The sequence below is a fragment of the Terrimonas ginsenosidimutans genome (assembly GCF_022012415.1).
GTDB classification, from domain to species: domain Bacteria; phylum Bacteroidota; class Bacteroidia; order Chitinophagales; family Chitinophagaceae; genus Terrimonas_A; species Terrimonas_A ginsenosidimutans.
This window is the reverse complement of sequence record NZ_JAKLTR010000026.1, coordinates 14,296-38,683: the sequence shown is the minus strand read 5'-3', so window position 1 is coordinate 38,683 and position 24,388 is coordinate 14,296. Positions and strand designations below refer to the sequence as shown.

The 24,388-nt window shown below is 45.7% G+C and carries 20 protein-coding genes and 1 pseudogene; 12 read left to right on the top strand and 9 right to left on the bottom strand.

All coding sequences use genetic code 11. From position 1 onward, the window contains the following. Positions 1-81 precede the first annotated feature (81 nt). Positions 82-1,803: an amidohydrolase family protein gene (locus LZZ85_RS26190; RefSeq protein WP_237876660.1), complete on the bottom strand. Its 1,722-nt coding sequence runs from the start codon at positions 1,801-1,803 to the stop codon at positions 82-84. A gap of 96 nt (positions 1,804-1,899) precedes the next feature. Here LZZ85_RS26190 and LZZ85_RS26185 point away from each other — a divergent pair, with 96 nt between their 5' ends. Next, positions 1,900-2,931, top strand: a complete 1,032-nt coding sequence (locus LZZ85_RS26185) for a transglutaminase domain-containing protein (protein ID WP_237876657.1) — start codon at positions 1,900-1,902, stop codon at positions 2,929-2,931. A gap of 344 nt (positions 2,932-3,275) precedes the next feature. Here the strand turns inward: LZZ85_RS26185 and LZZ85_RS26180 are convergent, their stop codons facing one another. Then, on the bottom strand, positions 3,276-4,625 hold the full coding sequence (locus LZZ85_RS26180) for an OmpA family protein (RefSeq protein WP_237876655.1): 1,350 nt from the start codon (positions 4,623-4,625) through the stop codon (positions 3,276-3,278). A gap of 487 nt (positions 4,626-5,112) precedes the next feature. On the opposite strand from LZZ85_RS26180, the gene LZZ85_RS26175 reads away from it, so the two are divergent. The 9 genes from LZZ85_RS26175 to LZZ85_RS26135 all read left to right on the top strand — a co-directional run bounded on the left by LZZ85_RS26175 (position 5,113) and on the right by LZZ85_RS26135 (position 12,453). After that, entirely contained in the window at positions 5,113-5,568 is a 456-nt protein-coding gene (locus LZZ85_RS26175; protein WP_237876653.1) for a DUF1801 domain-containing protein, read from the top strand. Positions 5,569-5,737: 169 nt separating this feature from the next. Next, positions 5,738-6,253: an outer membrane beta-barrel protein gene (locus LZZ85_RS26170; protein WP_237876650.1), complete on the top strand. Its 516-nt coding sequence runs from the start codon at positions 5,738-5,740 to the stop codon at positions 6,251-6,253. A gap of 34 nt (positions 6,254-6,287) precedes the next feature. Beyond that, complete coding sequence (locus LZZ85_RS26165) at positions 6,288-6,920, top strand: superoxide dismutase family protein (RefSeq protein ID WP_237876649.1); 633 nt, start codon at positions 6,288-6,290, stop codon at positions 6,918-6,920. 180 nt (positions 6,921-7,100) lie between these two features. Then, on the top strand, positions 7,101-7,715 hold the full coding sequence (locus LZZ85_RS26160; protein ID WP_237876647.1) for an RNA polymerase sigma-70 factor: 615 nt from the start codon (positions 7,101-7,103) through the stop codon (positions 7,713-7,715). Between the two features lie 46 nt (positions 7,716-7,761). Next, on the top strand, positions 7,762-8,730 hold the full coding sequence (locus LZZ85_RS26155) for a FecR domain-containing protein (protein ID WP_237876646.1): 969 nt from the start codon (positions 7,762-7,764) through the stop codon (positions 8,728-8,730). Positions 8,731-8,744: 14 nt separating this feature from the next. After that, positions 8,745-10,583 (top strand): STN and carboxypeptidase regulatory-like domain-containing protein, encoded by a 1,839-nt coding sequence (locus LZZ85_RS26150; RefSeq protein ID WP_237876645.1) that lies wholly within the window; start codon positions 8,745-8,747, stop codon positions 10,581-10,583. 65 nt (positions 10,584-10,648) lie between these two features. Beyond that, on the top strand, positions 10,649-11,398 hold the full coding sequence (locus LZZ85_RS26145; protein WP_237876643.1) for a head GIN domain-containing protein: 750 nt from the start codon (positions 10,649-10,651) through the stop codon (positions 11,396-11,398). Between the two features lie 301 nt (positions 11,399-11,699). Continuing rightward, positions 11,700-12,059 (top strand): hypothetical protein, encoded by a 360-nt coding sequence (locus LZZ85_RS26140; protein ID WP_237876642.1) that lies wholly within the window; start codon positions 11,700-11,702, stop codon positions 12,057-12,059. A 4-nt stretch (positions 12,060-12,063) separates the two neighbouring features. Then, a complete protein-coding gene (locus tag LZZ85_RS26135) occupies positions 12,064-12,453 on the top strand; it encodes a hypothetical protein (protein WP_237876641.1) in 390 nt (129 codons plus the stop codon). Positions 12,454-12,522: 69 nt separating this feature from the next. On the opposite strand, the gene LZZ85_RS26130 is transcribed toward LZZ85_RS26135, so the two are convergent. The 5 genes from LZZ85_RS26130 to LZZ85_RS26110 form a co-directional block, all read right to left on the bottom strand. Beyond that, on the bottom strand, positions 12,523-14,427 hold the full coding sequence (locus tag LZZ85_RS26130) for a DUF3858 domain-containing protein (RefSeq protein WP_237876640.1): 1,905 nt from the start codon (positions 14,425-14,427) through the stop codon (positions 12,523-12,525). Positions 14,428-14,443: 16 nt separating this feature from the next. Beyond that, complete coding sequence (locus LZZ85_RS26125) at positions 14,444-16,387, bottom strand: DUF3857 domain-containing protein (protein ID WP_237876638.1); 1,944 nt, start codon at positions 16,385-16,387, stop codon at positions 14,444-14,446. A 259-nt stretch (positions 16,388-16,646) separates the two neighbouring features. Further along, on the bottom strand, positions 16,647-17,633 hold the full coding sequence (locus LZZ85_RS26120; RefSeq protein ID WP_237876637.1) for a DUF4097 family beta strand repeat-containing protein: 987 nt from the start codon (positions 17,631-17,633) through the stop codon (positions 16,647-16,649). Beyond that, the gene (locus LZZ85_RS26115; protein ID WP_237876636.1) at positions 17,602-18,177 is read right to left on the bottom strand and encodes a hypothetical protein; all 576 of its coding nucleotides are present in this window, start codon (positions 18,175-18,177) and stop codon (positions 17,602-17,604) included. The genes LZZ85_RS26120 and LZZ85_RS26115 overlap by 32 nt, the downstream gene beginning before the upstream one ends. Beyond that, positions 18,174-18,692, bottom strand: a complete 519-nt coding sequence (locus LZZ85_RS26110; protein WP_237876635.1) for an RNA polymerase sigma factor — start codon at positions 18,690-18,692, stop codon at positions 18,174-18,176. Before LZZ85_RS26110 ends, LZZ85_RS26115 begins: the two co-directional genes overlap by 4 nt. A gap of 76 nt (positions 18,693-18,768) precedes the next feature. Here LZZ85_RS26110 and LZZ85_RS28885 point away from each other — a divergent pair. Continuing rightward, positions 18,769-19,098 (top strand): annotated as a pseudogene (locus LZZ85_RS28885) (hypothetical protein); the annotation flags it as partial. Positions 19,099-19,209: 111 nt separating this feature from the next. Here the strand turns inward: LZZ85_RS28885 and LZZ85_RS26105 are convergent. After that, a complete protein-coding gene (locus LZZ85_RS26105) occupies positions 19,210-22,125 on the bottom strand; it encodes an FAD-binding and (Fe-S)-binding domain-containing protein (RefSeq protein WP_237876634.1) in 2,916 nt (971 codons plus the stop codon). Positions 22,126-22,412: 287 nt separating this feature from the next. Between LZZ85_RS26105 and LZZ85_RS26100 the strand changes: the two genes are divergently transcribed. Continuing rightward, on the top strand, positions 22,413-23,741 hold the full coding sequence (locus tag LZZ85_RS26100) for a GntP family permease (RefSeq protein ID WP_237876632.1): 1,329 nt from the start codon (positions 22,413-22,415) through the stop codon (positions 23,739-23,741). Positions 23,742-23,751: 10 nt separating this feature from the next. Here the strand turns inward: LZZ85_RS26100 and LZZ85_RS26095 are convergent, their stop codons facing one another. Next, on the bottom strand, positions 23,752-24,246 hold the full coding sequence (locus LZZ85_RS26095) for an energy transducer TonB (protein ID WP_237876631.1): 495 nt from the start codon (positions 24,244-24,246) through the stop codon (positions 23,752-23,754). Between the last annotated feature and the right edge of the window lie 142 nt (positions 24,247-24,388).

The following is a 24,388-nucleotide window of genomic DNA, read 5'->3' as shown; positions in this document are numbered from 1 at the left end:
TGATATTTGCGGCTATTCGAAACTTATCTGTTAATCAGCGTTATGATTCGCGGATACGAATGTTTACAGAAGTAATAGGTCCTACTCAGGGAAATAAACTTTACTGATCTTTCCCTTTTCCATAATATAGATAGCCACTCCTGTAAACGGTTTTCTGCCTTCGGAGTAGATCTCTTCGTGATCGATCACCATATTTCCCTGAACGATCCTGTTCAGCAATCGGCAGTAAAGTCCTTTCGTTTTCGTGATGAACTGGTAATTCTTTCTCATTTCCTCTTTTCCCTTACTTGTTAATTTACCAGGAAAATCATAGATCTCCACATTATCTGCATAGGGTGCGAGGAATGCTTCCAGGTCATGCGCGTTATAGGCATTGAGTTGTTGCTGAGCCAGCATTTCAGGGGTGTTGTATACAAGGGAATCCGGTCTGAGTACGATCCCCCTGGAGAGCACGACATCAATATTTCTCCAGTTGGCAAGTGATGTGATGGGATTTGCATTCAGCAATACCATGTCTGCAGTTTTATTTTTGCTGATGCTTCCCCATTCATCCTGGCGGCCCAGTGCCCTGGCTCCATTGATGGTAGCAGCCTGTAAGATCTCCCATGTTGTGCAACCGGCATCCTGCATGGCTTTCAGTTCAGGGAAATAGGAACCGGCATGTTGTGTACCGATATTACCAGCATCTGTACCTGCAGCGATGATCACACCGCCATCGATCAGTTTCTTCAGATTGGATGCGAGTATGGAATCTCCTTTTTTTTCTCTTGCTTCAGCAGCCGGTCCGGAAGAGGCTTTGATATACCTGCGTGCGATCGCTGTATCAGGCCAGGGAAAGTCCAGTATGCTGGCAACATTGGTCGGGTTGGAGAGCTGTAGCTCGTCTGTAGTGAATGTATAGCGGTGACCGAATGATTTTCCATATCCACTTCCAACGATCAGCGTTGGGCAAAGCACGGTTCCTTTTTTCTTTAGTAATTGAACAAACTGATCGTCGATCGGGTCATCAATACTATGGACCAGGAAATCTGCGCCGGCTTCTACCGCGAGTTGTGCAGAGATCTTTTCTGTAGCATGAACAGCAACGCGCAGCTTGTTTTTATGGGCTTCGTCAATCGCTGCCTGAACAAGCGGAAGGCTTTTGCGCGCCGCGGCTTCCTTATCAGCACCCATAACGATATACCAGATCTTGATAAAATCAGGCTTATAGGGCAACTGATCTCTGATCCCCTTTCGGGTAGCTTCTTCTGAGGTCATCTCAATAAACGGGCTTTCCTTATCCAACCCTTTGTATACAGGGGGGACAAACGTAGTAAGAAGTGGTCCGGTCATATACACTTCCGGCGCATATGGCTTATTACGGAATGAATCGCGTTGTGAAAGAAAGTTAAAGCTGGCGCCCACATCTATCACGGAGGTAATGCCGGCACTCATATAACGGCGCAGATAATCTTCCATATTATCATGTGTCCATTTGAGTTCCTGCTGGTAAGGATGATCTTTACGAAGGTCTATAGCATCAGGTCTTGTGAACAGGCCGCCATTCTGAAAGAAGTGTACGTGCGCATCGACGAAGCCGGGAACCAGGAATTTCCCCGTGCCGTCTATTACGGTGATGCCTGGTGTAGTTTTGCCTTTACCTGCTTTATCAACCGAGACGATCTTGCCGTCATTCACCAGTACGGAATACCCTTCAAGGACCTTTTTCTTTTCAACATCCAGCACATTGGTATTGAAGATCAGGATCTGGCTGTTGCCTGCAAAGAAAGATAACAGACTTACCAGTAACAGAAAGTAGCGCATAGCAGTAGTTTGCATTAAGATAAGCAATTTGCGGAAACCGGAGTTACCCGTTTTTGCGGACATTCGTTTTGTTCGTACCTTAACGATCATTTAATTATGAAAACACTGCTGGCCGTATGTTTATTTTTGATCACTATACCGGCTATCGCGCAGTCGGTCAGCGATGACTTTTTTTATGTCGACCGGCATGCACTCACGGTTGAAGCGACCAGTCTCAACGAACTCTCACAAAAACTAACACGTGGTTATTTATCGGAAAAAGAAAAAACAAGAGCGATCTTCCGGTGGATCACGGCGAACATTTCTTACCGTACCAGGTTCAATGCCGGCAATAAGCATGATGATATTTATGCCAGTAATGATGAAGACACCAGTATCCTGAAGCCGGTTGATGAAAGGGTTGCTGAGTCTGTGTTCAGGACCCGGCTGGCATTGTGCGATGGTTATTCCAGGCTGTTCAAAATACTTTGCGATAGGGCCGGGATCAGGAGTGAGGTGGTGTTAGGCTATGCACGGACAGAAACTTTTAAGCGCATCCAGCGGTTCAGATCCAACCATTCCTGGAATGCCGTTTATGCAGACAGCGCATGGTATCTGCTGGATGTAACATGGGCAAGCGGATTTATTGACGATCGAACGGATCGTTATGTGCAGCATTTTGATGAGCAGTATTTTCTTAGCAGGCCGGAAGACTTTATCCGGGAACACTATCCGGATGAGATCCAGTGGACCCTGATGGAGAATCCTCCAGTGATCCCTGAATTTCTACATTCTCCTTATAAACAAAGAGCATTCGTCAAGTATCATATCAACCGTTATCTGCCATCTACCGGAATGATCAATGCCGCTGTAGGAGACACGCTGCGTTTTGAACTGAACAGTACCGACTGGGAAGCGGATAAGAATGTTAGCGCCAATCCTTTCCTGGATCAATCACTTTACTATTCTGAAAAATCTGCCCTCATCAAACCCCAGGCAACGAAGAATAATTCAACCACCTACCGGTATGTTGTCAGCTCAGCCTCCACGCAATGGTTATATCTCCTCTATAATGATGATGTGGTGTTACGCTACAGGGTGAGTGTTCGGCCAACGCAAAAGATTTCGCTGCTGGCGGCGATGGAGTAGGGGGGAGAGGTTAAAAGTTTAAAAGTTTAAAAGTTTAATAGTTTAATAGTTTAATAGTTTAATAGTTTAATAGTTTAATTGATCGTTATAGAAAAAAATAAATTTATGCTGCAACAATCCTTGCATGAGATCATTCAAATTATCAGTATATATATATGAACGAGTGCCGATCCGACAAGTATTGGTGAAACTATTAAACTTTTAAACTATTAAACTTTTAAACGTCGTTTGCTGGTCTGTTACGCTGACCTCCTGAACAGTTTACCGCTCAGGCATTGTATTCTTTTTAAAAAAGAAGCCGCCCCATAGAGAGGCGGCTTTCTTACACATTAACCATAGCCAGCTTATTCTGCGAATCTGAACTCTACGCGTCTGTTGCGGGCACGACCTGCGGGAGTTGAATTATCTTCAATGGGTTGATCCATACCATGACCAACGGTTGTCAGGCGGTCGCTGGCAATACCGCGTTTTACCAGTGCGGCTTTGACAGAAGCAGCGCGCTTTTCGGAAAGCAATTGGTTGCTTGCAGCCTTACCAACGTTATCCGTATGACCATCGATCTCGAGTTTGATCTGTTGGTATTTATTCAGATACTCGACGATCTCTGTCAGTTCACGAACAGCCGCCGCGGTAAGCGTTGCTTTTCCGGTGACGAACTGGATATTGTTTGCGTTGAATTTCGGAATAGCAGGGCAACCGCCATTTTCAGGTACGCCGGCAATACCAGGACATTTATCTTCAGAATCCGGTATACCATCTTTGTCTCCATCCGGAACAGGGCAGCCATTATATTTTGCCACACCTTTTTCTTTAGGGCATTTGTCTTCATCATCATTAATGCCGTCACCATCACTGTCTGGAACAGGGCATCCGTTATATCTTGGAGAGCCTGCCTGTTGAGGGCATTTGTCTTCTTCATCATTTACACCATCGCCGTCACTGTCAGGAATAGGACAGCCATTGTATTTCGCGATACCTGGTACAGTAGGGCATTTATCGAGAGAATCTGCTACACCATCATTGTCAGAGTCCACAATAACGGGCGGAGCTGGCGGTGGTGGAGGCAAAGGTGCTGGTTTTTTCGCGTTACCAAACAGCTTGAACTTAAGACCGGCCTGGAATAACTGGTTATAAGCATAAGGAGGATTATTGCTCGGTTCCTGGATCTTTGTAAGACCGTGGGTATAGCGTCCGTACAGGCTGACCCGTCCGTGAGGAAAGAATTCAATACCGCCGGTAGCGCCAATGCTTGTTCCTTTGAAATTGTCTTTGTTATCGACTTTCGTTCTACGTTCTTTTGCCCACAGGCTGAAATCAAACTGAGGACCAACAGCCAGTGCTACGTAGTGACCGAGATGAAATTTCATTAACAGCGGAACAGAAAGATAATTGATCTGCTGATTGGAGATCTCTACAGAATTGTTTTCAACATAGGATCCCATTGTTGAAAAAAGTACTTGTGGTTCTATTGAAAAACCTCTGCTGACAGGGAAATTAAAATACATACCGGCTGCATATCCCCATTTCCATTTAGATTCAAGCGGTAGATTGCCGCGATCAGTTATTTTAAAACGGGAGTAGTTTCCCGCACCAATAAACCCACCGGAGACGGAGGGAGTGGACGTGGTGTCGTCCTGTGCCAGGACACAGCAAGCCATGCCGAGGCAAACTAACAGAGAGCTGATTCTTTTCATGTTTTAGTAGTTAACAGGTTACGAATGATTGAATGAACAAGAGAGATATATTAGATGAAGATTTTTTCTGCAAATAGTCCGACGGGGCTTTTCTGATACTGGCAAAGACACTATTGTGTATACACGTTGTTGTATACATCAGGCAAACTGTTGTAGTGTCTTTAATTCATAATTACAAAACTCATTCCACAGCGTTTTTCTGCATAACTTGTATGGAGGAAGGGATACAGGTGGGAAATTTATACCCCGCGGGCAGACGTGCAGCGGCTTTTTATTACTGGAAATGCTCTTTTTTGAGGGCTCTGCTGATGACTCCGGCTAACCGTAAGAAAAGGCCGCGGGTTCCACCGCAGGATATCTGTTGACTATGTTTGAATGACAGCGCACTCATGCAAATCCGGTAATTTCATTTCATAATATATTATAGACTACCAATTGAAAAACCAGTCGAACGATACTCCCTATAACCAGTAATAATATAAAGCTCATGACATCTGATGCAAAGACGCCATCACAGTATCTCAAAGAATTGCCCGCAGACCGGAAAGCTCCGATGACAAAGCTGCGCGAAGTCATCTCTGGCAATATCCCGGAGGGATTTAAAGAAGGGATGGGGTATGGAATGATCGGTTATTCGGTACCGCATTCCCTTTATCCAAACGGTTATCATTGTGATCCCAAACAGCCGTTACCATTTCTTGGCCTGGCGTCGCAGAAAAATTTTATCGCCGTTTACCATATGGGTATTTACGCTGATCCTTTACTGATGAAATGGTTTACGGAAGAATATCCAAAACATGTAACTGCGAAACTGGACATGGGCAAGAGTTGTATCCGTTTCAAAAAACCGGAGATCATACCTTATGATCTGATAGGAGAGCTGTCATCAAAAATGACAGTCAAAGAATGGATCGCTTTATATGAAAAGAGCTTCAGGAAATAACACTATGACGCCGGCGTACCAGTAGCCGGGCAGCAAGATGCCCCGGAAACTTCTTCCATGTGTCATTTTACAGAAAAATTTATTAAAAATGCGAACATTCCTTCAACAAACCTGTATCCTGTATTTCAATGGCAGGAAGTTTGTCTTAGAGCTGGTATAAATTTTTTCTATGAAATATCTTCTTGCGATCTGCATCATGGCGATTACGCTATCAGTCGCGACACCGGCATCCGCACAATTAAAAGGGTTCAGTATCGGACCGTATGTAGAAGCAGGCTGGCCTTTATCCGATCTTAAGGAAACCCATAAACAGGGATTTGGTGGAGGAGTGTCTGCAGATATCCGTCTTCCCGGCAAGATCGGCCTTACCGGCTCAGCGGGCTATATGCAGTTCAATGGTAAAACGCTGGTTAACCCGGAAGGAGGTGAAACCAATATTCCGGATTTGAAAGCATTTCCTATCCGTGCCGGGCTGAAGTACAGACCGGCTCCACTGATCTATTTCAAACTGGAGGGTGGTGCGGCGAACTTCACCGGTAGTGGAGCATCCGGATCCGCTTTTATTCTTTCTCCGGGAATAGGTTTGCGGATTCTGGGAATAGATGTGCAGGCGAAATATGAAGCCTGGCTGAAAGACGGAATGAACAATGCTTTCTGGGGACTGAGAGCGGGCCTTAATTTATAGCAGGATTTTTTAACTCACCAATAAATCAACGTTTATGAAACATTCTTTTTACAGGCCCGGAGCTTTATTGCTCGCCCTGACCATCGGGTCTGTTGCTCTTTTTTCCTGTAATAACGAAGGCAGTAGCAAAGATGGGGACGATACAACTGCTGCAACTTTTTCTCCTGTCCCGGATTCTGTACCTCATTCCGGTCATGACACCGCTTCTGCTCCAATGGTCAGTCATGCCGAAGCAGTTCTGAACGGAACCAAGGCTGACACTACCGTGAGCGGCCTGGCAAAGTTTGATGTGGCAAACGGGAAAGTGAAACTGGAACTGGAGGTAACTGTGCCCAAAAAAGCAAATTCTACGGTAGCAGTCCACCTGCATGAGCATGGGGATTGCGGTGATTCCGGTAATGCATCTCATGGCCACTGGAATCCAACCAGCGCCCAGCACGGTAAATGGGGTGAAGGCAGTTTCCATCTTGGGGATATAGGTAACGTGAAGCTCGATGGCAAAGGAAAAGGAAAACTCAGCGTTGAGACAGACCTTTGGACGCTCGGCGGGCCTGCGGCTTCCAGTATCCTTGGCAAGGCGCTCATTGTCCATAGCGGTGTTGATGATTACAAAACCCAACCAACGGGTAACGCGGGTTCAAGGATCGGGTGCGGAGTGATCCAGTGATCGTCGTCCGTTGACCGTTAACCGTTGTCCGGGCTATTGGCCGGCAATTTATTTAGAAAAGAGCTTCCGTTAAGGAGGCTCTTTTCTTTTACCGGCAGCCACCCATTTGCTCCTCGTGGGATTTTTTCAGTCGTAAATAGGGGTGAACGGTACTTCGCTTGTTCTATTAAAAAACTACTTTTGGGCGCAGCACTAATTTTAGAAACAGGTTACAGGGCCGTTAGAATGGAAACAGACGACCAATCGATCAGCACGTTGCTGGCTAAAAAAGATGAAGCTACCTTTGAGCAGGTTTTTAAGACATATTTTAAGAACCTGCATGTCTATGCCTGTTCCATCCTCAAAGATGAGGCGGAGGCGGAGGAAATGGTCCAGCAGGTTTTTTTTAAATTATGGGACCGGGCAGAAAACCTGTCGTTCAATGGTCCGATAGCCGCCTATCTCTACAGGGCGATCCACAACGAATGCCTCAATTACATCAAACATCAGAAAGTCAGGTCAAATCACCAGCTATACGTAGCACACAGCATGAAGAACCAGTCGGAGCAGGGTCAGGGGAAGTTAGCGGGAAAGGAGCTGGAGGCGCGGTATAAGAAAGCCCTGGAAGAACTGCCGGAACAATGCCGCCTGATCTTCCAGCTCAGCCGGTTTGGTGATATGAAGTATCGCGAGATTGCGGATGAACTGAATATTTCTGTAAAAACTGTAGAGAATCAAATGGGGAAAGCATTGAAGATCCTCCGGCAAAAGCTGGTGGAGTTTCTGCCGATCCTCTTTATTTTGATCAACCTTTAATACACACACCCTGGAAAAATTCTACCATATTAATGATGATCTGCTGGTGAAATACCTGCTTGGAGAAACTTCTGCCGAAGAGCGAAAGCTTGTGCAGGAATGGCTTTTTGCAGATCCTGCAAACCATGCCTATTTTGATGAGCTCAGAAAAGTGTGGGACACAAGCCTCCGGCTTGCTGCTGCTTCAACCGTTGATGAGAATAAAGCCTGGCAAAGATTTCAGCAGCGTGTGCAAAAGGGAAGTACGGGACTGCATATTCCTGAACCCGTTGCGGCTCCTGTCAAGCAAAGGCAATTCGCCTGGAAAAATATCGCGGCGGCAGTGGTTGTACTGATGGGGTTAGCTACAGGAGCATACTGGCTTTATAATAACCGCGAAGCTGAAGCTCAGCCTGTAATAGCTGAGACAACCGGTGATACGCTGACCGAGAGATTGCCAGACGGATCTATGGTGATGCTGAATAAGCAGTCTTCGATCACTTATCCTTCCGCATTCAAAGGAGATAAAAGACCGGTCAAACTCAAAGGAGAGGCATTTTTTGAAGTAACGCCTGACAGGGAAAAGCCGTTTGTGATCTCTGTAAATGATATCGAGGTAACTGTGGTGGGCACATCATTCAATATTAAAGAGCAAAATGGCAGCACGGATGTGATCGTTGAGACCGGGATCGTTCGGGTGACAAGAAAGGGCAAAACAGTTGAATTGCATCCGGGAGAACAATTACATGCAGAAGGCAGCGATACATTTGATAAAACGACTGTAACAGATAATCTGCACAGCTATTACAGATCAAGGGTTTTTGTCTGCGACGAAACTCCGCTGTTAAAGCTTGTGGCAGCGCTTGAAGAAGCTTACCGGGTAAAGATCCATTTCAGAAATGCAGAAGCGCTGAAAAACCAACGGATCAATATCACGTTAAAAAATGAGCCAATCGAACGGGTGATGGAACTGGTCAGTGCAACACTAAATATTGAGATCACAAAAACAGATGACGGCTACGTCATTGAAGATTAGATGCGAAGACGGACATGAAAAAGTTTGCATTAAACCTTATTCTTATTTTCCTGGTCACATCGGTTAAATTAAATGCTCAGGATCTCCTGTCAAAAAATGTTTCTATCGATGTTAACCGGCAGCGGGTGGATCGCGTACTGGAGCTGCTAAGCAATAAAGGCAGGTTCTATTTTTCCTATAGTTCCAGTATCATCAGAAAAGATAGTATTGTCAGCATCAATGTCTACAATAAACCGCTGAAAGAAGTACTGGATCAGCTTTTCGGAAATGGATATGAATTTGTCGAGAATGGGAACTACATCATTATCCGCCGTGCGCCGGTACGTCTGACAGTGGTGACCAATCGTGCGGTAAAGGAAGAACGGGTTTATTCTGTCAGTGGTTTTGTATATGACGAACAAACAGGTCATGCTATCCGTGACGCAAGTGTATACGAAAAAAAGTTGCTGGCTTCAACGATGACCACTGGCGATGGTTACTTTAAGTTGAAACTTAAAAGCGGGAGAAGGAGTACGGCGGAACTGACACTGAGTAAGGAGTTCTATGCAGATACTTCCGTCATAATCGAGCCGCGGCATAGCCAGGAGCTTACGATCACGATGATGCCGCTGGAAAATGAAGCGGAACGAACGGTGATCAGTCCGGAAGACTATGAAGTGGCGCAAATTCCTCCTCCTCTCATTGAACATATTGATACAGTAGTGGCCGTCCCAGTGATGGCCATTGCTGATTCTGGCAAGGTGGAGACCACAAAGGCCGGCCGCTTTCTGCTTTCCGCCAAACAGAAGATCCAGAGTATCAACCTGAAGAAGTTCTTCACCTCACGGCCTTACCAGATGTCACTTGTTCCTGGACTCGGTACACACGGTAAGCTGAGTGGTCAGGTGGTGAATAACGTTTCTATTAATGCGATAGGAGGTTACACAGCTGGCACAAATGGCGTGGAATTGGGTGGACTTTTCAATATAGATAAGAAATCGGTGCGTTATTTCCAGGCAGGCGGTCTCTTTAATATCGTTGGGGGATCTGTGACAGGTTTCCAGGCAGCGGGTATACATAACCTCGTACTTGATTCGGTTGTCGGAGTACAGGCCGGCGGTGTGAGCAACCTTGTGCGGGGAAAACTCGCGGGAGTTCAACTGGCCGGTGTATACAACCATGTTACTGATACGGTAAAGGGTTTACAGGCTGCCGGTCTTGCTAACTTCTCCAAACGAAAGATCTCGGGTGTACAGGTTGCCGGTATCGCAAACGTAAGCAACAAAGAGATGAATGGCGTTCAGATCTCTGGTATGATCAACTACGCAAAAAGATTGAAAGGTGTACAGATCGGTTTGATCAATATTGCTGATACATCTGAAGGATACAGTATCGGTCTCATCAATATTGTATTGAAAGGTTATCATAAACTCACTTTCTTTTCAAATGAACTAACTGACGTGAATGTCGCGTTTAAAACAGGCAATTCCAAACTGTACAGTATTCTTCATGCTGGTTTTACAACCGACGAGACTGAAAAAGCATTTGTGTTTGGTTATGGCCTTGGAACCGAACTGTCATTGAACAAGAAAAAAACGCTGACAGTTAATCCTGAACTGTATTCTCAGACCATGTATCTGGGTGCATGGGATAACACCAATGTGTTGAACCGTCTCGAGCTAAACCTTAATGTAAAGCTGGGCAGGTATATTTCTCTCTTCGCCGGACCATCGGTATCCCTTTATTTATCTGATCAGAACTTTACCGTTAAAGGTTACCGTTCCCCGGGCCCGCCAAAAGGATACAGGAATTTTACAGTCAGCGACAGGCTTATTGGTTGGTTTGGCTGGAATGCCGGGATAAATTTCTTCTGATTCTTTTTTGCGATAGGGGTTTCATCTTTGATAGTTGTAAATAGCTAAACCTTAATCTATCAAAGATGATAACAAGCAAAATGAAAACGGTAAAAGCGGATCTTTCTACGTTAATAACCCTGACACTCATAATGGTCAGTACTGCATTTACCTCCTGCGAAAAAATAAAAGGGGAGGGGCCGGTTGCAACACAGGAACGGGCAGTGCAACCATTTCACTCTGTAACAGCGGGAGTAAGCGGACATATAACCTATACAGTAAGTCCCTCCTATAAAGTTGAATTGCAGGCACAGAAGAATATCCTTGATATCCTTGAAACATTTGTATCGGCAGATGAGTTGATCATCAAATTCAAAAATGGAGTGAATGTGCGGAGTCATGAAGAGATCGTGATCAATATCAGTGGCCCCACACCCGGATCGGTCTCGTTGAGTGGTGATGCTTCCTTTGATTTGCCGGATGCAATTGCGGGAGACCGGTTGCGTTTACGCGTAAGTGGCTCAGGTGATATTGAAGTGAAGCAAGCGTCCTTAACAGACAAACTGGAGGCAACCATTACAGGCTCTGGAAATATCAATGTCAGGCAGGGAACGGTGAAGCAGGCGGATCTTCGGATCAGCGGTTCCGGGAATATTGATGGCACAGGACTTTCAGCTTTGCAGGCGGATGCAGAGATCAGCGGCTCAGGGAATATCAGGGTAAAGGCATCCGATAAACTAAATGCCCGTATTTCGGGAAGCGGGTCCATCTATTATTTAGGAACACCTCAGGTAACAACAAGTGTATCCGGATCGGGCAGTGTAAGACCTTTATAAGGTTCAAGCAAAGAATTAACTGAGCGCCGTCAGCCGACGGCGCTTTTTTCGTGCCCGGAAAAATAGTAAAACTTATTTTCAGAAATTATTGAAAATTTAAAAATGTCTATTACCTTTGGACAGACAAACAGAGGCAGGATAAACAGTTTGATTTTTATGAGTTGATTTCCTGGTCAGTGACTGCTCACTATAACGTATAATGGACAAGTTTCGAACAATCAAGCTTGTAAACGGTCAGCCATTACACCGGTATATTTTTAACTCTCTCCTGCAGGCCATTTTTTAACCAAACCCGACAGGTATGAACACGCTCGCCTATCTGCTTTATCTTACTCTTACTTACTGTATCACTGTTCATGTTGGATTGGTATTTTACCGCAATGGAAGGATCTACATACTAGATCTGTTAAAGGGAGAAGAAGACCTGACAAATGCAATTAACCGGATGCTTCTTACGGGCTACTATCTTTTGAATCTTGGATATGCGGCGCTGATGATCCATTCATGGCCAACAATGCACAACTGGCTGGATATATTTGTCAGCATCGGAATTATGACGGGTAGGATCATGCTGATCTTATCGATCATCCACTATATGAATATGGCCGTCATTCTCTACTACAGCAATAAAAGAAAACATTTATCTCACCATAAAAATTAAGACCATGAACACTTCTCTGAATTTCACCGCTTATCTTATCTATCTGCCAGTAGTTGTGATCCTGACCTGGTATGTTGCCCACGTTTTATTTAAAAATAGCAAGGTCTTTATGCATGATATTTTCAGTGGTAAACTGGAGATCGCAGATTCTACGAACAAGCTTTTTGAAACAGGCTTTTATCTGCTGAACCTCGGCTTTGCGCTGCTGATCATGGAAATTACTTATGAAGTTCCAGACGGGCGTACGCTGATGGAAGTACTTACAAATAAAGTAGGCGGATTCAGTATCTATCTTGGAGTGATGCTGTTCTTCAATTTGTATCTGTTCTTCCGCGGAAGAAGAATTACAAAGCAAAAAGCCGCCGCCGCAGCTGCGCTGGGGTTGAAACAATAGTTCTATGGGGATTCACGAAACAAAAAAGCGCATGTCATACTGCGCTTTTTTGTTTCGTGTGATAAGAAGTTAAAATGCTTTGAGAGGAGCTTCCCCTCTCTTGACAACCAGTTTTTGCGAGTCATCCTGCGTCACCTCTTCAAAAAATTTCTTCACCGATGCATAGTTCGCAGCAGGGATCTTATACTGCGATAAAATAAGAGCGCTTGCTATATAAATAGCGTTCTCTGATTCATTATACCAGCATTTTGTCTGGAAACTGGCATAGTCGCATTTTAATTGTTTTTCCTTTGGCAATGCATCCGGTTTTGTGCCGGCAGGTAATTTGTAAATGGTCGTATCTCTTTTTTCAAAGGGCTCCTCAAAATAATAGTCCAGCTTCCGGTTATCCGCTTTAGGTAACCGTTCTGTCCAGAGTTTGTGTAATCTCGGGCTCAGGAACAACTTATCCCCTGAATTAAATTCATGGATCTTGGCATATTCCATTTTCAGGCTAAAAGTTTCTTCTTCTTTTGCAAGCACAAAATCATCCGGCTGTTTAAAGCCCCAGTAGTTTACGATGAACTGCTTCTGCCGGTCTTTCTTTTCTTTTATTGAAGAGTTCACATATTGCGTGAATGCGCCTTTTGTGTTGATCCGGGTTTCACTTGATCCGGAAAAATCATTCTGCAGGGTCACCACAGTCCGGGTTGTGAACAGGTTTGCATCTGATTTGCTTTTGGGCGTTGGCACGAGTACACCGCCTTCTTCTGTGATCAGCAGTGCATTCCTGTTTTCTGTGAATGTGCCCAGTTCTCCGAAGAATGCTGTATTGCTTGTGCATTCCAGCCAGATGGAATCTTTTTTTCCGGGAACGCAAAGGATCACGTGATTAAAATTATTTGCCGGAAAATCCGGGTCCACAGGCTCTTCGTTATATTGCGCGTTAATGATGGCCACGTGGCTTTTAATACCAATCGATTTCAGAGCGGCTTTCATGAAGTTGCTCAGCCCTTTACAATCCCCGTATTTCTTTTGATCAGTAAATGTCGCCGAGAACGGCCTTAGCCCCCCAATTCCCAATTGGATGCTTACGTAACGGAAATTTTTCTGCATGTAATCATAGATCTTCCTGATCTTATCCGTTTCCTCCGGGATGTCCTTCACCAGGTTAGCGTAGAATTGTTGCCTGGCAGCAGGCAGTTCGTCCAGGCCTTTATAAAGATCTCCGATCCAGTTACCGAAGCTTTTCCATGACGATAATTCTCCCTTGAATCCGTAATGAGAGAATTGCTCGGCGATGATCGAAATGTGCGGATAACGGCTTCTCGCCGAAACAGCGCCCTCTTCATACTCCAGTGGAGCGATATCTTTTACGTTCCATTTGTATTCTTTAAATTTCCCTTTATCTGCAATCACTGGTTGAAGATCTGTATTAAAAGGTTTGAATTTGATGCTTATTCCCGCAGGGATCTTAGCTGTATAGCTGGATGATACAATGCTTTCTCTTGGGGATATGAATCTGTAATCCGGAACAACCAGCGTGCTTCTGAATTTCTGAACATAGTTCAGCTCAACTGTTATCGGATAGGAGGGGGCAGTGATCATATAATATGTAACGAATCCATCCTCTATCAGCCCTTCACCGGTGGCCACAGTATACATATCTTTCTTGGTATAGCGGCCGATCTTCTTTCCGGAGCCATCATACACTTTGATCTCCGCCTCATCCAGTAACACATCCTTTGACGAATATTCATTGAACAATAATGCGCCCTTGCCTTCCTCGTTGATGACTGTATACACTTTCCGTACAGACAACCAGGCTTTATCGAGTGATTCTATTTCATAATTATAGTCTTCAAGATGCGTTACCACCACAGCTTTTGCCTTCAACGCCTCCGGAACCGATGCCAGCGTATATAATCCAGCTTGTGAGAATCCCGCTTTAGCAAAGAGGATTGCTGACAATACTAATATGCTTTTCCTTATCATCTTTCACTTTTTGGGATTATGCTTTCTTTTTCCGGACAACATATTGCTCATTGATCAACTCAAAGAGCCGCTTATAGAACTCCTGGAAGTCTTCATATTCAGCGGCAGCGTAGATAGGTTTTTTGAACTCCACCTGGATCTTTGTTGACAGGATACCATTTGTTACCTGTGCAGCTCTTGTCATAACGATGCTTGTATCCGGCATGATCATTTTGATGTTTTTAGGCAATGCATCAAATTCAAATCCTTCGGGCAGGGTGAAATTGCCAAGGATCGTATAGGTCTGATTGGTGCCAAAGAATACATCAGAGAAACGATGGTCAGCTACGAAGGGGTTTTTCTCCAGTCCTGAAAGAATGTTTGAGGAGAAGTAACTGTATTCTCCTGTATTGTTCAATGATTTGTTGAAGAGGATCTTTTGTACCAACGGGAGAGAATCACTATCCAGGTTTTCAAACAGGACATCGTCCACCAGCATTCCCTGGTTGCCGGAGACATATGTTTCGATGAATTTGTCTTTTCCTTTCTTTGCGACGGGCAAACGGGAGAGACGTGCATAATCATAGCTGGAGATCGTAGCCTGCCCTGTCATCTTGCCATCTGCATCGATCAGGCCGTTTATCAGGATCAGGTTTTTTGACGGGGCCTGAGGTCTGACGCTTCTCCATCCCCATTCGCCTGTTTCCAGTTTTTCGATAACAAGGCCTTCTGTTTGAAGGACCTCGGCGGGAGTGAGGTGTACAGGAATTCCCTTCTGGGAGGCATCCAGCACATATGGCTTACCATCAAGTTCAACCAGGGCCATTACTTTATTGAATTGGCGGAAGCCGGGCCTGTCCACTGTGCCGGCATCAAATGAATTGACCAGTCCGTTCGCATGCGTACTCATCAGTATCGGGAATACCTTCAGGCCTGCGTCCTTGAGTAAGTTGACCAGTATCAGATTGATCTCACCGGATGTACCTTTTTTATCCTTCCAGGCGCTTTTTACTCCGTCAAATGCCCAGATGCCAGTGTAGTCATTCCACTGCATATTATCCTGCACATACTTATAAATGGTTTTCATTTTTTCGTATGGCATACTGATATCCTTGAGTTTTGCATCAAGATCGGCCGTTCTGGGAATATTCTTTTTGATCTGGGCGCCAAAGTCTTCATCTTCCATGAGGAACTTGATCACATCCAGCCAGCTTACGGTGCGTGATTTTCTTCTTCCGTCGATCACCAGTGCGGTAATCTTTGTTTCAAGCCTGTCCATGTAAAAATCTTCATTGATGATAAATGGCTCATCATGGAAGCTGGGAACATTCGTCATGGAATAGGAATCCTTATAGCGTCTGCCGGACTCTTCACGTTTTTTATCGTAGGGCCTGTTTGTGTGCGGGGTAACGCTTACCTCGATCTCTTCAGGCATATCTATTTTGAAACGGCTGTATTGGACAGGTACTGATCGCTGAAAATACCAGTCGACAAGCCCGGCATTGACATGTTTGTACCGGAACTCGATCACAGATCCGACTTTAACGGCGGGGAAAGTGAAGCTTCTTTCTGTTTCTCTTTTATTCAGCTTCTTATCATAGATCAGGTTTTTCTCCAGTTTGGTAATGACGATATTGCCATTATCATCAAGATTGTATGTCTGGGCTTCGAGGTTCCTGATCTCTTCTTCATTTCTTGCGCTGATAAAAGAAAGGTGGACGTTTGCGCGGTCGAGCCCTTTTTCCGAGAGGATCTTGATCCGTACACGTTTCTTCATGTCAAAGCTGGATCCTAAAACATAGTCGAGCTGGGCCTCATCGATCAGGACCATTGCTTCTGCATTTTCCTCAAAAGGACATTCTTTCATCTGCAGTTCGGCCTTCTCAACTTTACCGAAAGCGGGAAGCTCTGCTTCTTTTTTTTGTGCAAAAGCACACACGGAGAGACCCAACAGGAAATTGAATACAATGATTTTTTTCATGTAGTTCTGGATAAAGTGGTGGTTAAAAATGCCCGGGAGGGCGACGATTGGTGTTTTTTGAGGCAGTTTATTTCAATAGGATTTCAGATTACCTTGCCAAAATAAAAAAGATTTTTCAACCAGTCAAGAGCTTCTGACCTGTTTTTACACCTCTGCCGGACTAGTGTAAACACTTATTTTTCATCTGTCTGCGCCATTAATAAGCACAAAAAATCCCGGCTGGAACCGGGACTTAAACTAACACATGAGGATACTAAAACTAGATTACTCTGCCTGCATTTCTGCTGAATGACCTGGAACCTTTTTTCAGATCACCTTCTGTTGCTTCACCGAGGATGATCTTTCCAAAAGAGGATCTGACATTTATTTTTACGGCACCAGTGCCTGTTTTGCCTTCATATCTGCGTTCGGAGTCAGGGCCGTAGCGATCTGGTGTATCTGTTCTTACTACTCCCGCGTTACTGCGATCAATAAATGTTCCGAAGCTCGTATTCACGGTATAGCTAGCTCCCAGATTGACCGCCGGACGCAGGTTGATCGTACTGTAAGATTCATTCAGGGTCAGACCAGCAAGGTCCCCTGACATACTGATCCTGCTGCTGTCACAGAATTCCATCGATACTTTACTTGTTCCTCCAAGATTGCCGATCTGCACTTTCGAGAATTTGAATACCGCAGAAACATCGGTCAGGCTTTTGATCTCTGCTGATCCGAATTCAATATGCAGGGTTTTTACTTCCGCTAATGCGCCGGCAGTTACCGCACCGAATTTATTGTTGATGGAGATCTCGCCTTTGTAATCAGGAATCGATACGTTACCAAAACTATTATTGATGGTTAATTTCATATTGACAGGCAGATGCACTTCATAATCGATATGCATGTTTGTTTTGCAGTTTTTGCATCCTTTCTCATTTCTATTATTCACTTTTGTTTTGAAACTGATCTTACCATTGGCAAGCCCTTCTTGAACCTCGATGGCTTCAAAAGTTTTTTCTGCCATTTCCCTGTCGGATGAACCTGCTTTTATCTGCACATCGACTTTTACTTCGGTCTTGTCCCAGATAATTAATTTTATATGCCCGAAAGTATTGTCGAGAGAAAGGCTGTTTCCCGAAGCCGGATAAGTTTTAGAAATGGAGCGTTCTTTTTCAAACTCCATTTTTTCATTTTTCTGGGCGAATGTTATTATTGAAAGTAAAAGCAGGATCGCACTAAATGCGACGTGATTCTTTTTCTTTTGCATGATCAACTGGTTTTGTTTTGTTGTACTCTGATAAAATGTTCAACTGCCTGGAGAGGAGTTCAGCTTGCAATTGGAGGTTGTTCATCATGGCTTTGATCAGTATTTCCCGGTTTGGAGACCGTGAAGCCTGCGCCTTTAGTACACGATAAGAGCTGTCAAGGGTAGCGAGATCCTGCGTGAACTGATCATACAGTTCAGGTTGTGTTCCCGAAAAGTCTTTCAGTTCCCGCTGCTGTTGTTCTATGGCCTGGTAGATCGGCTCAGCAGATGCGGCATATTCTGGTGCCAGTATTCGTATATCGTTAGACCTGGTTTCAACAGCAACTTCCCGGGCCTTTTTATTTTGTACAAAGAAGTAAGCGCCTCCAATTATGATCACTACGGCCGCCGCTACGGACCAGCGCAGCATGGCTCTCACCGCACTCCGTTTACCGCTCAGGGCGGGCACGGCATTGGCGATCCTCTCCCAGTTTTGCTCACCGGGTTGCTCGTCATCGAAACTATGACGGTTTTCTGCTATAAAATCTTTTAATGATCTGCTCATACATTCTCCCTTTTTTGCAATAGCCCGACCAGCTTTTGCTTTCCTCTTATATATTGCGTTCTCACCGTCGATGGCGCCACCTGCATAATATTGGCTATCTCTTCCTGGTCGTAACCTTCCAGCAGGTAAAGAGTTAATACCGCGCGGTATCCGTCCGGCAAAGACTGCAAGGCTGTTTTAATTGCGTTTACATTCATTGCGACCGTTTCTTCATCCAGTTCTTCTTCCTCTGGCATTTCGAGATTGACCGGTTCGATGTCTACCAGCATCAGGCGTCTTTTTTTGATCAGGCTGACACTCTTAAATACAACGATCTGCTTTAGCCAGGCACCAAACGTAGACTGCTGGCGGAAAGAGGTGATCTGCTGAAACGCATCGATGAACGCTTCCTGCAGGATGTCTTCCGCATCCGCGGTGTTATTGGTGATCCGGTAGGCTGTGTTGTACATGGCCCTTGCATATCGCTCGTATAATAAGCGGTAGGCAGTCTTGTCTCCCTTGATGCACTGCTCCACCAGTACATCGGCAGTTGGTATGGTTAAAGTCCTCTCCAGGCAATTGCTTTGATATAAAGTAATTGATATTGGAGCAATGTTGCATAACCGTTCAAATATTTTTGGAAAAAGTTGTGGCAGGGGAATTGGGGGACCGTTGTCCGTTGTCCGATGGCCAATGGCCGATATTCAATGGACAATGGTCGCATCGGGATTGAAGATATTGATGCTGGTTGATAGAGGTTATTTTGCGTCTGATAGATTTCTGTCGGTCATCGGTCAACGGCCATCGTCCATCGGCCATCGGCCATCGGTCATCGGCCATCGGTCATCGGTCATCGGCCATCGGCCATCGGTCATCGGCCATCGCTCATCGGCCATCGGCCATCGCTCATCGGCCATCGGCCATCGCTCATCGGCCATCGGCCATCGCTCATCGGCCATCGGCCATCGCTCATCGGCCATCGCTCATCGGCCATCGGCCGTCGGTCAACGGACAACGGTCAACGGTCAACGGACAACGCCGCACCCAACCGCTCTACACCAGCGCCTCATAAAGAACCTCTACCGGATGTTTCGCTTTTCTGCCTGTACCATCTTTGATCTGGTGACGGCAGCTCGTGCCCGGCGCGGCAATGATCGTCTCCGCATCAGCATTTCTGACGGCGGGGAGCAGAACCAGTTCTCCTACTTTCATAGATAGTTCATAATGCTCTTTTTCATAGCCAAAGCTGCCAGCCATACCGCAACAGCCGGATGGGATGACTTCCACACTGTAGTTTTCCGGAAGAGATAATAAGGTTTTGGTCGGGTCAACGGAGGAAAGCGCTTTCTGCTGGCAATGGCCATGCAGCTTGATGTGTTTTTTTTCTTTTGAGAAAGACGCCGTGGTAATATTTCCTTTGCTGATCTCAGCGGCGATAAATTCATCAACGAGGAAAACATTCTTCGCCAGCGATTTTGCGCTTTCATATACGTCATCATCAGCAAGATCAATGTATTCATCGCGGAAAGTCAGAATAGCGGAAGGTTCTATACCCAGCAGCGGTGTATCTGAATTGATCAATGGAGAAAGCAGGCGGATATTCTTATTGGCGATCTTCTTTGCATCGCGAAGCAGGCCTTTGGAAAGCCATGCGCGGCCACTTTCGATATGTTCCGGCATTAGTACTTCATATCCCAGCTTATCGAGCAGTTGAATGGCCTTGATGCCGATCTCTGTATCGTTGTAATTCGTGAACTCATCAAAGAACAGGTATACTTTTCTGTTCTTGACCACGGTATTATTTTTCTTCCAGCCTGCAAACCATTTTTTAAGCGTGGTTTTATAGAGGGTGGGCATGGAGCGGTCTTTTGCAAACCCGGTTGATTGCTTGACAAGCCTGCTGATCATGCCATTTGTCATTACGAAATTGTACAGACCTGGCCAGATAGCGCCCAGTGCCGAGCTTTTGCTAAAACCGGCGATCAGCTTCGAACGGAAGGGAACTCCGTTCGCATCATAATAGTGCTGAAGAAATTCTGCTTTCAGTTTAGCGACATCTACATTGCTGGGACATTCTGACTTGCATCCTTTACAGCTCAGGCAAAGATCCATTACTTCATAGATCTCTTTATGGTCGAAGCGATTCAGCTTATCAGAGTTGGTAAGGAATTCGCGGAGGATATTAGCGCGGGCGCGCGTGGTGTCTTTCTCATTTCGTGTTGCCATGTATGAGGGGCACATCGTTCCGCCGCTGATCTGTGTTTTGCGGCAATCGCCACTGCCATTGCATTGTTCTGCATGCTGCAGGATATCCTGGTTGGGAAAACGGAATACCGTTTTGAACGCAGGGGTTTGCTGTCCCGGTGTATAGCGGAGCATACTGTTCATTGATGGCGTATCAATGATCTTGTTGGGATTGAATATATGATGAGGGTCCCAGACGTTCTTGAGATCCTTTAACAAACGATAATTTTTCTCGCCTACCATCTGACGGATGAACTCTCCGCGTAACCGCCCATCGCCATGTTCACCACTTAAAGACCCCTGGTATTTTTTTACAAGTGTCGCAATCTCTTCTGCGATGGTTCTGAACAGCTGATTACCCTGTTCTGTTTTTAAGTTGATGATGGGACGAAGGTGCAATTCCCCTGAACCCGCATGGGCATAATGCACGGAATACAGACCATGTTTATTGAGGATCTCGTTGAACTCCCGGATATATGCGGGGAGGTCCTGTACATCCACGGCTGTATCTTCGATCACCGGAACCGCTTTTTCATCACCGGGAAGGTTACTCAGCAGGCCGAGGCCGGCTTTGCGAAGCGTCCAGATCTTCTTGCTGTCATTGCCAAAAAGAAGAGGGAAGTGGTAGCCGAGACCGGCTGCGCGCATTTCTGTTTCGCAACGCTGCGCGTCCGCTATGATCTCTTCGCGTGTGTTACGCGCAAACTCCACAACAAGGATCGCACCCGGATCCCCCTGTACGAAGAACCTGTTCTTTTGTTGTTCGATATTGTTTTTGGTGCACTCAAGAATATAATGATCGATCAATTCGCTTGCGCTGATCGGATATTTTACCGCAACCAGGTTTGCCCGAAGGGCTTCATCGATCGAGTTGAAGTGTACACAAAGCAATCCTGTTTCTTTTGGAGGTGCCGGACTAACGTTCAACTTGATCTCGGTGATAAAGGCAAGTGTTCCTTCCGAGCCTGCGATCAGCGAACAGAAGTTGAAGTCGGGGCCGCCGGCAGTAAACGGCGCCATTTCCAGCAAGAGATCAACTGCATAACCGGTATTACGACGTTCTACTGTCTTCTTTGGAAATTCCTTACGGATCTCTTCCTGGTTATCGTAGTTGCCGAGCATGCTTCTCACGTTGCGGTAGATGGCCGATTCAAGCGTACTGCCTTCGCATTTTGCATGAAATGAATCAAGATCAACCGTATTGAATACCGCTTCGGTTCCATCACTGAGCAGGGCTTTTACTTCAAGCAGATGTTCCCGTGTACTTCGGTAAACAACGGAATTGGAGCCGCAGCTGTTATTGCCCACCATTCCGCCGATCATTGCGCGGTTGGCAGTGGAGGTTTCGGGACCGAAGAACAGGCCATGTGGTTGGAGGAACACATTCAACTCATCCCGGATCACACCCGGTTGCACCCGTACCCAGTGTTCTTCTTTGTTCAGCTCGAGTATAGAGGTGAAATTTCTTGATACGTCCACGACGATACCGGCGCCGACCACCTGTCCGGCAAGCGAAGTACCAGCCGTTCTCGGTATCAATGAGGTCTTATGTTCTGTGGCAAACGCAATCAGTTTTCGAATGTCATCTGTGGTCTTAGGAATGGCGACAGCCAATGGAAATTCCCGGTAAGCAGAAGCATCTGTAGCGTAGAGCGTACGCATGGTCGTATCAAAATGCAGTGTTCCCTCCAGGGATTCGGCCAACTGCGTCAACAGTTCATTCATGGTGGACGAAGTTAAGGCCTTCATGAGAGATGGAGAAATCGTTGACCGATCACCGTTGACCGTTGTCCGTTGTCCGTTGACCGTTGTCCGTTGACCGTTGCCGGGCCGAAGGTCGTGTGGATGTTTTTTAATATAAAAACGTACAGTTGTTCGGCTCGGTTTATAAGACCTCGCGCATAAACAGTATTCAACGGTCAACGGTCAACGGACAACGGTCAACGGTGATCGGTCAACGGTCAACGGACCACGGACAACGTTCTTTATGCGAATTTGCCTTAGTTTTGAACATGACTACTTCCTTTCCGCAGGTCATCGTATCCCTGCTTGCCGGTATCATTGCGATCATTATTCTGACTGTCCGGTTCAAGGTCCATCCATTTTTTGCGTTGATCATTGCCTGTTTTGTGACAGGGCTGGGCATTCAATTGGGAATTCCCGAGATACTGGCATTGATGAAGGCGGGATTGGGAGATATCATGTCCAAACTCGCTATCATTATAGTGCTGGGAACCACGATCGGCGTATTGCTGGAAAAGAACGGTAGTACACAGGTGATGGCATCGTTTATTGTGCGACTGGTAGGAGAGAAGCGGTCATCACTTGCGATTGCCATTACAGGGTTTATCGTGGGTCTTCCGATCTTTTGTGATTCGGGGTATATCGTATTAAACGGGATCAATAAATCGCTGGTCAGAAGAACGGGGATTGCCGTGGCGACGATGAGTGTTTCACTGGGAGCAGGTCTTTATGCCGTTCATTGTTTATTACCGCCGCATCCCGGGGCTACAGCGGCCGCAAGCACCATCGGCGTTGATTTCGGGAAGCTGATCCTGTGCGGGATCCTGATAGCCGTACCTGCCATGCTCGTCGGACATGCCTGGGCTGTATACGCGGGAAAGAGAGGAAACATCTCGAAACCGGTAACAGTGGAAGAAGAGGAAACAGATCCGACCGGACGCCCGTCCGTGCTGAAAGCATTCCTTCCCGTGATCGTTCCGATCATATTGATGGCGATCAAATCTGTGATCGGTCTTGAACATGCCGAAGGTAGTTTTGCAAAGATCTTCAATGTCGCAGGTGATCCCTCTATCGCTATGGCAGCAGGTGTGTTGCTTGCAATTCTGACTACAAAGGACCGCAAACATACACTGAGTGAGAACCTTTCTTCTTCTGTCGAAAAGGCCGGTGGCATTCTTGTCATCATCGGCGCCGGTGGTGCATTTGGCGCTGTATTATCCGCCACCAATATCGGAGTGCATTTCGGGGAAACACTTGATATGAAAATGCTGGGGATCTGGTTTCCATTCCTGTTGACCTTCATCATCAAAACTGCACAGGGATCGTCTACTGTTGCCATCGTTACGGCTTCATCTATCATTCTTCCATTGCTGCCCGCACTTGGATTGGATAGCGAGAACGGAAGGATCCTGACAGTGCTTTCAATGGGAGCCGGCTCCATGATGATCTCACATACGAATGATGCTTATTTTTGGGTGATCTCCAAATTCTCAGACATTGATATCAAAACAATGCTGCGCGTTCATTCTTTGGCCTCTGTGTGGATGGGATTGATTACAATGATCGTGGTCTTTATGCTGTCCCTCTGGATGAAGTAAAAGAATGGTGTTATTCCCGGGTTATATGAGGGTAGGGGAATACGAGTCTGACATAACTGTCGACGGGCTTTCCCTTTATGGATGCGGGGATCCAATCCGGTGATTTTTTTATGGCCTGCATATACCTGTTATCCAGTTCATCCGGATCGGCGGTCAACGATCTCACATCTTTGAGTTTCCCGTTTTTTGTCACAACAAACTCTATTATTATGTTACCTGTATGCTCAGACCCTGTGTCTACAACATCGTTCATGTTAATGTTTCTCTCCAGGAATTTGTTCCACTTGCCGGTGCCGCCGTTGAACCGGGCTAGTTTGTCAACCTGTTCGGCTTGGTAGATCTGATCAAAAGATTTACTACGTGATGGAATGGTATCAACAACGGTGAAGAATGAAATCGAACGGGCCGGTCTTCCAATAATGCCTGATGGATGAGACGAGAAAAATAATCCTCCCCAAAACGTTATGATAAGTGCTGTTGCTGATAAGATCCGGCTATCTACCATGGCATTAATTTAAGTTAAAGTATAATTATCTAAAAGAAAAAACCAATCATTTTTCTTTTCTGACAAAGCGTTTTTATTCGTAATTACAAATGTAAACTGTACGAGGGCATACGATGCAACACTTTGTTCCTGATCTTTGCAG

Excerpts from the sequence above, each read along its gene's own strand:
- LZZ85_RS26190 (WP_237876660.1), bottom strand. The coding sequence starts at position 1,803 with ATGCGCTACTTTCTGTTACTGGTAAGTCTGTTATCTTTCTTTGCAGGC.
- LZZ85_RS26185 (WP_237876657.1), top strand. The coding sequence starts at position 1,900 with ATGAAAACACTGCTGGCCGTATGTTTATTTTTGATCACTATACCGGCT.
- LZZ85_RS26180 (WP_237876655.1), bottom strand. The coding sequence starts at position 4,625 with ATGAAAAGAATCAGCTCTCTGTTAGTTTGCCTCGGCATGGCTTGCTGT.
- LZZ85_RS26175 (WP_237876653.1), top strand. The coding sequence starts at position 5,113 with ATGACATCTGATGCAAAGACGCCATCACAGTATCTCAAAGAATTGCCC.
- LZZ85_RS26170 (WP_237876650.1), top strand. The coding sequence starts at position 5,738 with ATGAAATATCTTCTTGCGATCTGCATCATGGCGATTACGCTATCAGTC.
- LZZ85_RS26165 (WP_237876649.1), top strand. The coding sequence starts at position 6,288 with ATGAAACATTCTTTTTACAGGCCCGGAGCTTTATTGCTCGCCCTGACC.
- LZZ85_RS26150 (WP_237876645.1), top strand. The coding sequence starts at position 8,745 with ATGAAAAAGTTTGCATTAAACCTTATTCTTATTTTCCTGGTCACATCG.
- LZZ85_RS26145 (WP_237876643.1), top strand. The coding sequence starts at position 10,649 with ATGATAACAAGCAAAATGAAAACGGTAAAAGCGGATCTTTCTACGTTA.
- LZZ85_RS26140 (WP_237876642.1), top strand. The coding sequence starts at position 11,700 with ATGAACACGCTCGCCTATCTGCTTTATCTTACTCTTACTTACTGTATC.
- LZZ85_RS26135 (WP_237876641.1), top strand. The coding sequence starts at position 12,064 with ATGAACACTTCTCTGAATTTCACCGCTTATCTTATCTATCTGCCAGTA.
- LZZ85_RS26130 (WP_237876640.1), bottom strand. The coding sequence starts at position 14,427 with ATGATAAGGAAAAGCATATTAGTATTGTCAGCAATCCTCTTTGCTAAA.
- LZZ85_RS26125 (WP_237876638.1), bottom strand. The coding sequence starts at position 16,387 with ATGAAAAAAATCATTGTATTCAATTTCCTGTTGGGTCTCTCCGTGTGT.
- LZZ85_RS26120 (WP_237876637.1), bottom strand. The coding sequence starts at position 17,633 with ATGCAAAAGAAAAAGAATCACGTCGCATTTAGTGCGATCCTGCTTTTA.
- LZZ85_RS26115 (WP_237876636.1), bottom strand. The coding sequence starts at position 18,177 with ATGAGCAGATCATTAAAAGATTTTATAGCAGAAAACCGTCATAGTTTC.
- LZZ85_RS26105 (WP_237876634.1), bottom strand. The coding sequence starts at position 22,125 with ATGAATGAACTGTTGACGCAGTTGGCCGAATCCCTGGAGGGAACACTG.
- LZZ85_RS26100 (WP_237876632.1), top strand. The coding sequence starts at position 22,413 with ATGACTACTTCCTTTCCGCAGGTCATCGTATCCCTGCTTGCCGGTATC.
- LZZ85_RS26095 (WP_237876631.1), bottom strand. The coding sequence starts at position 24,246 with ATGGTAGATAGCCGGATCTTATCAGCAACAGCACTTATCATAACGTTT.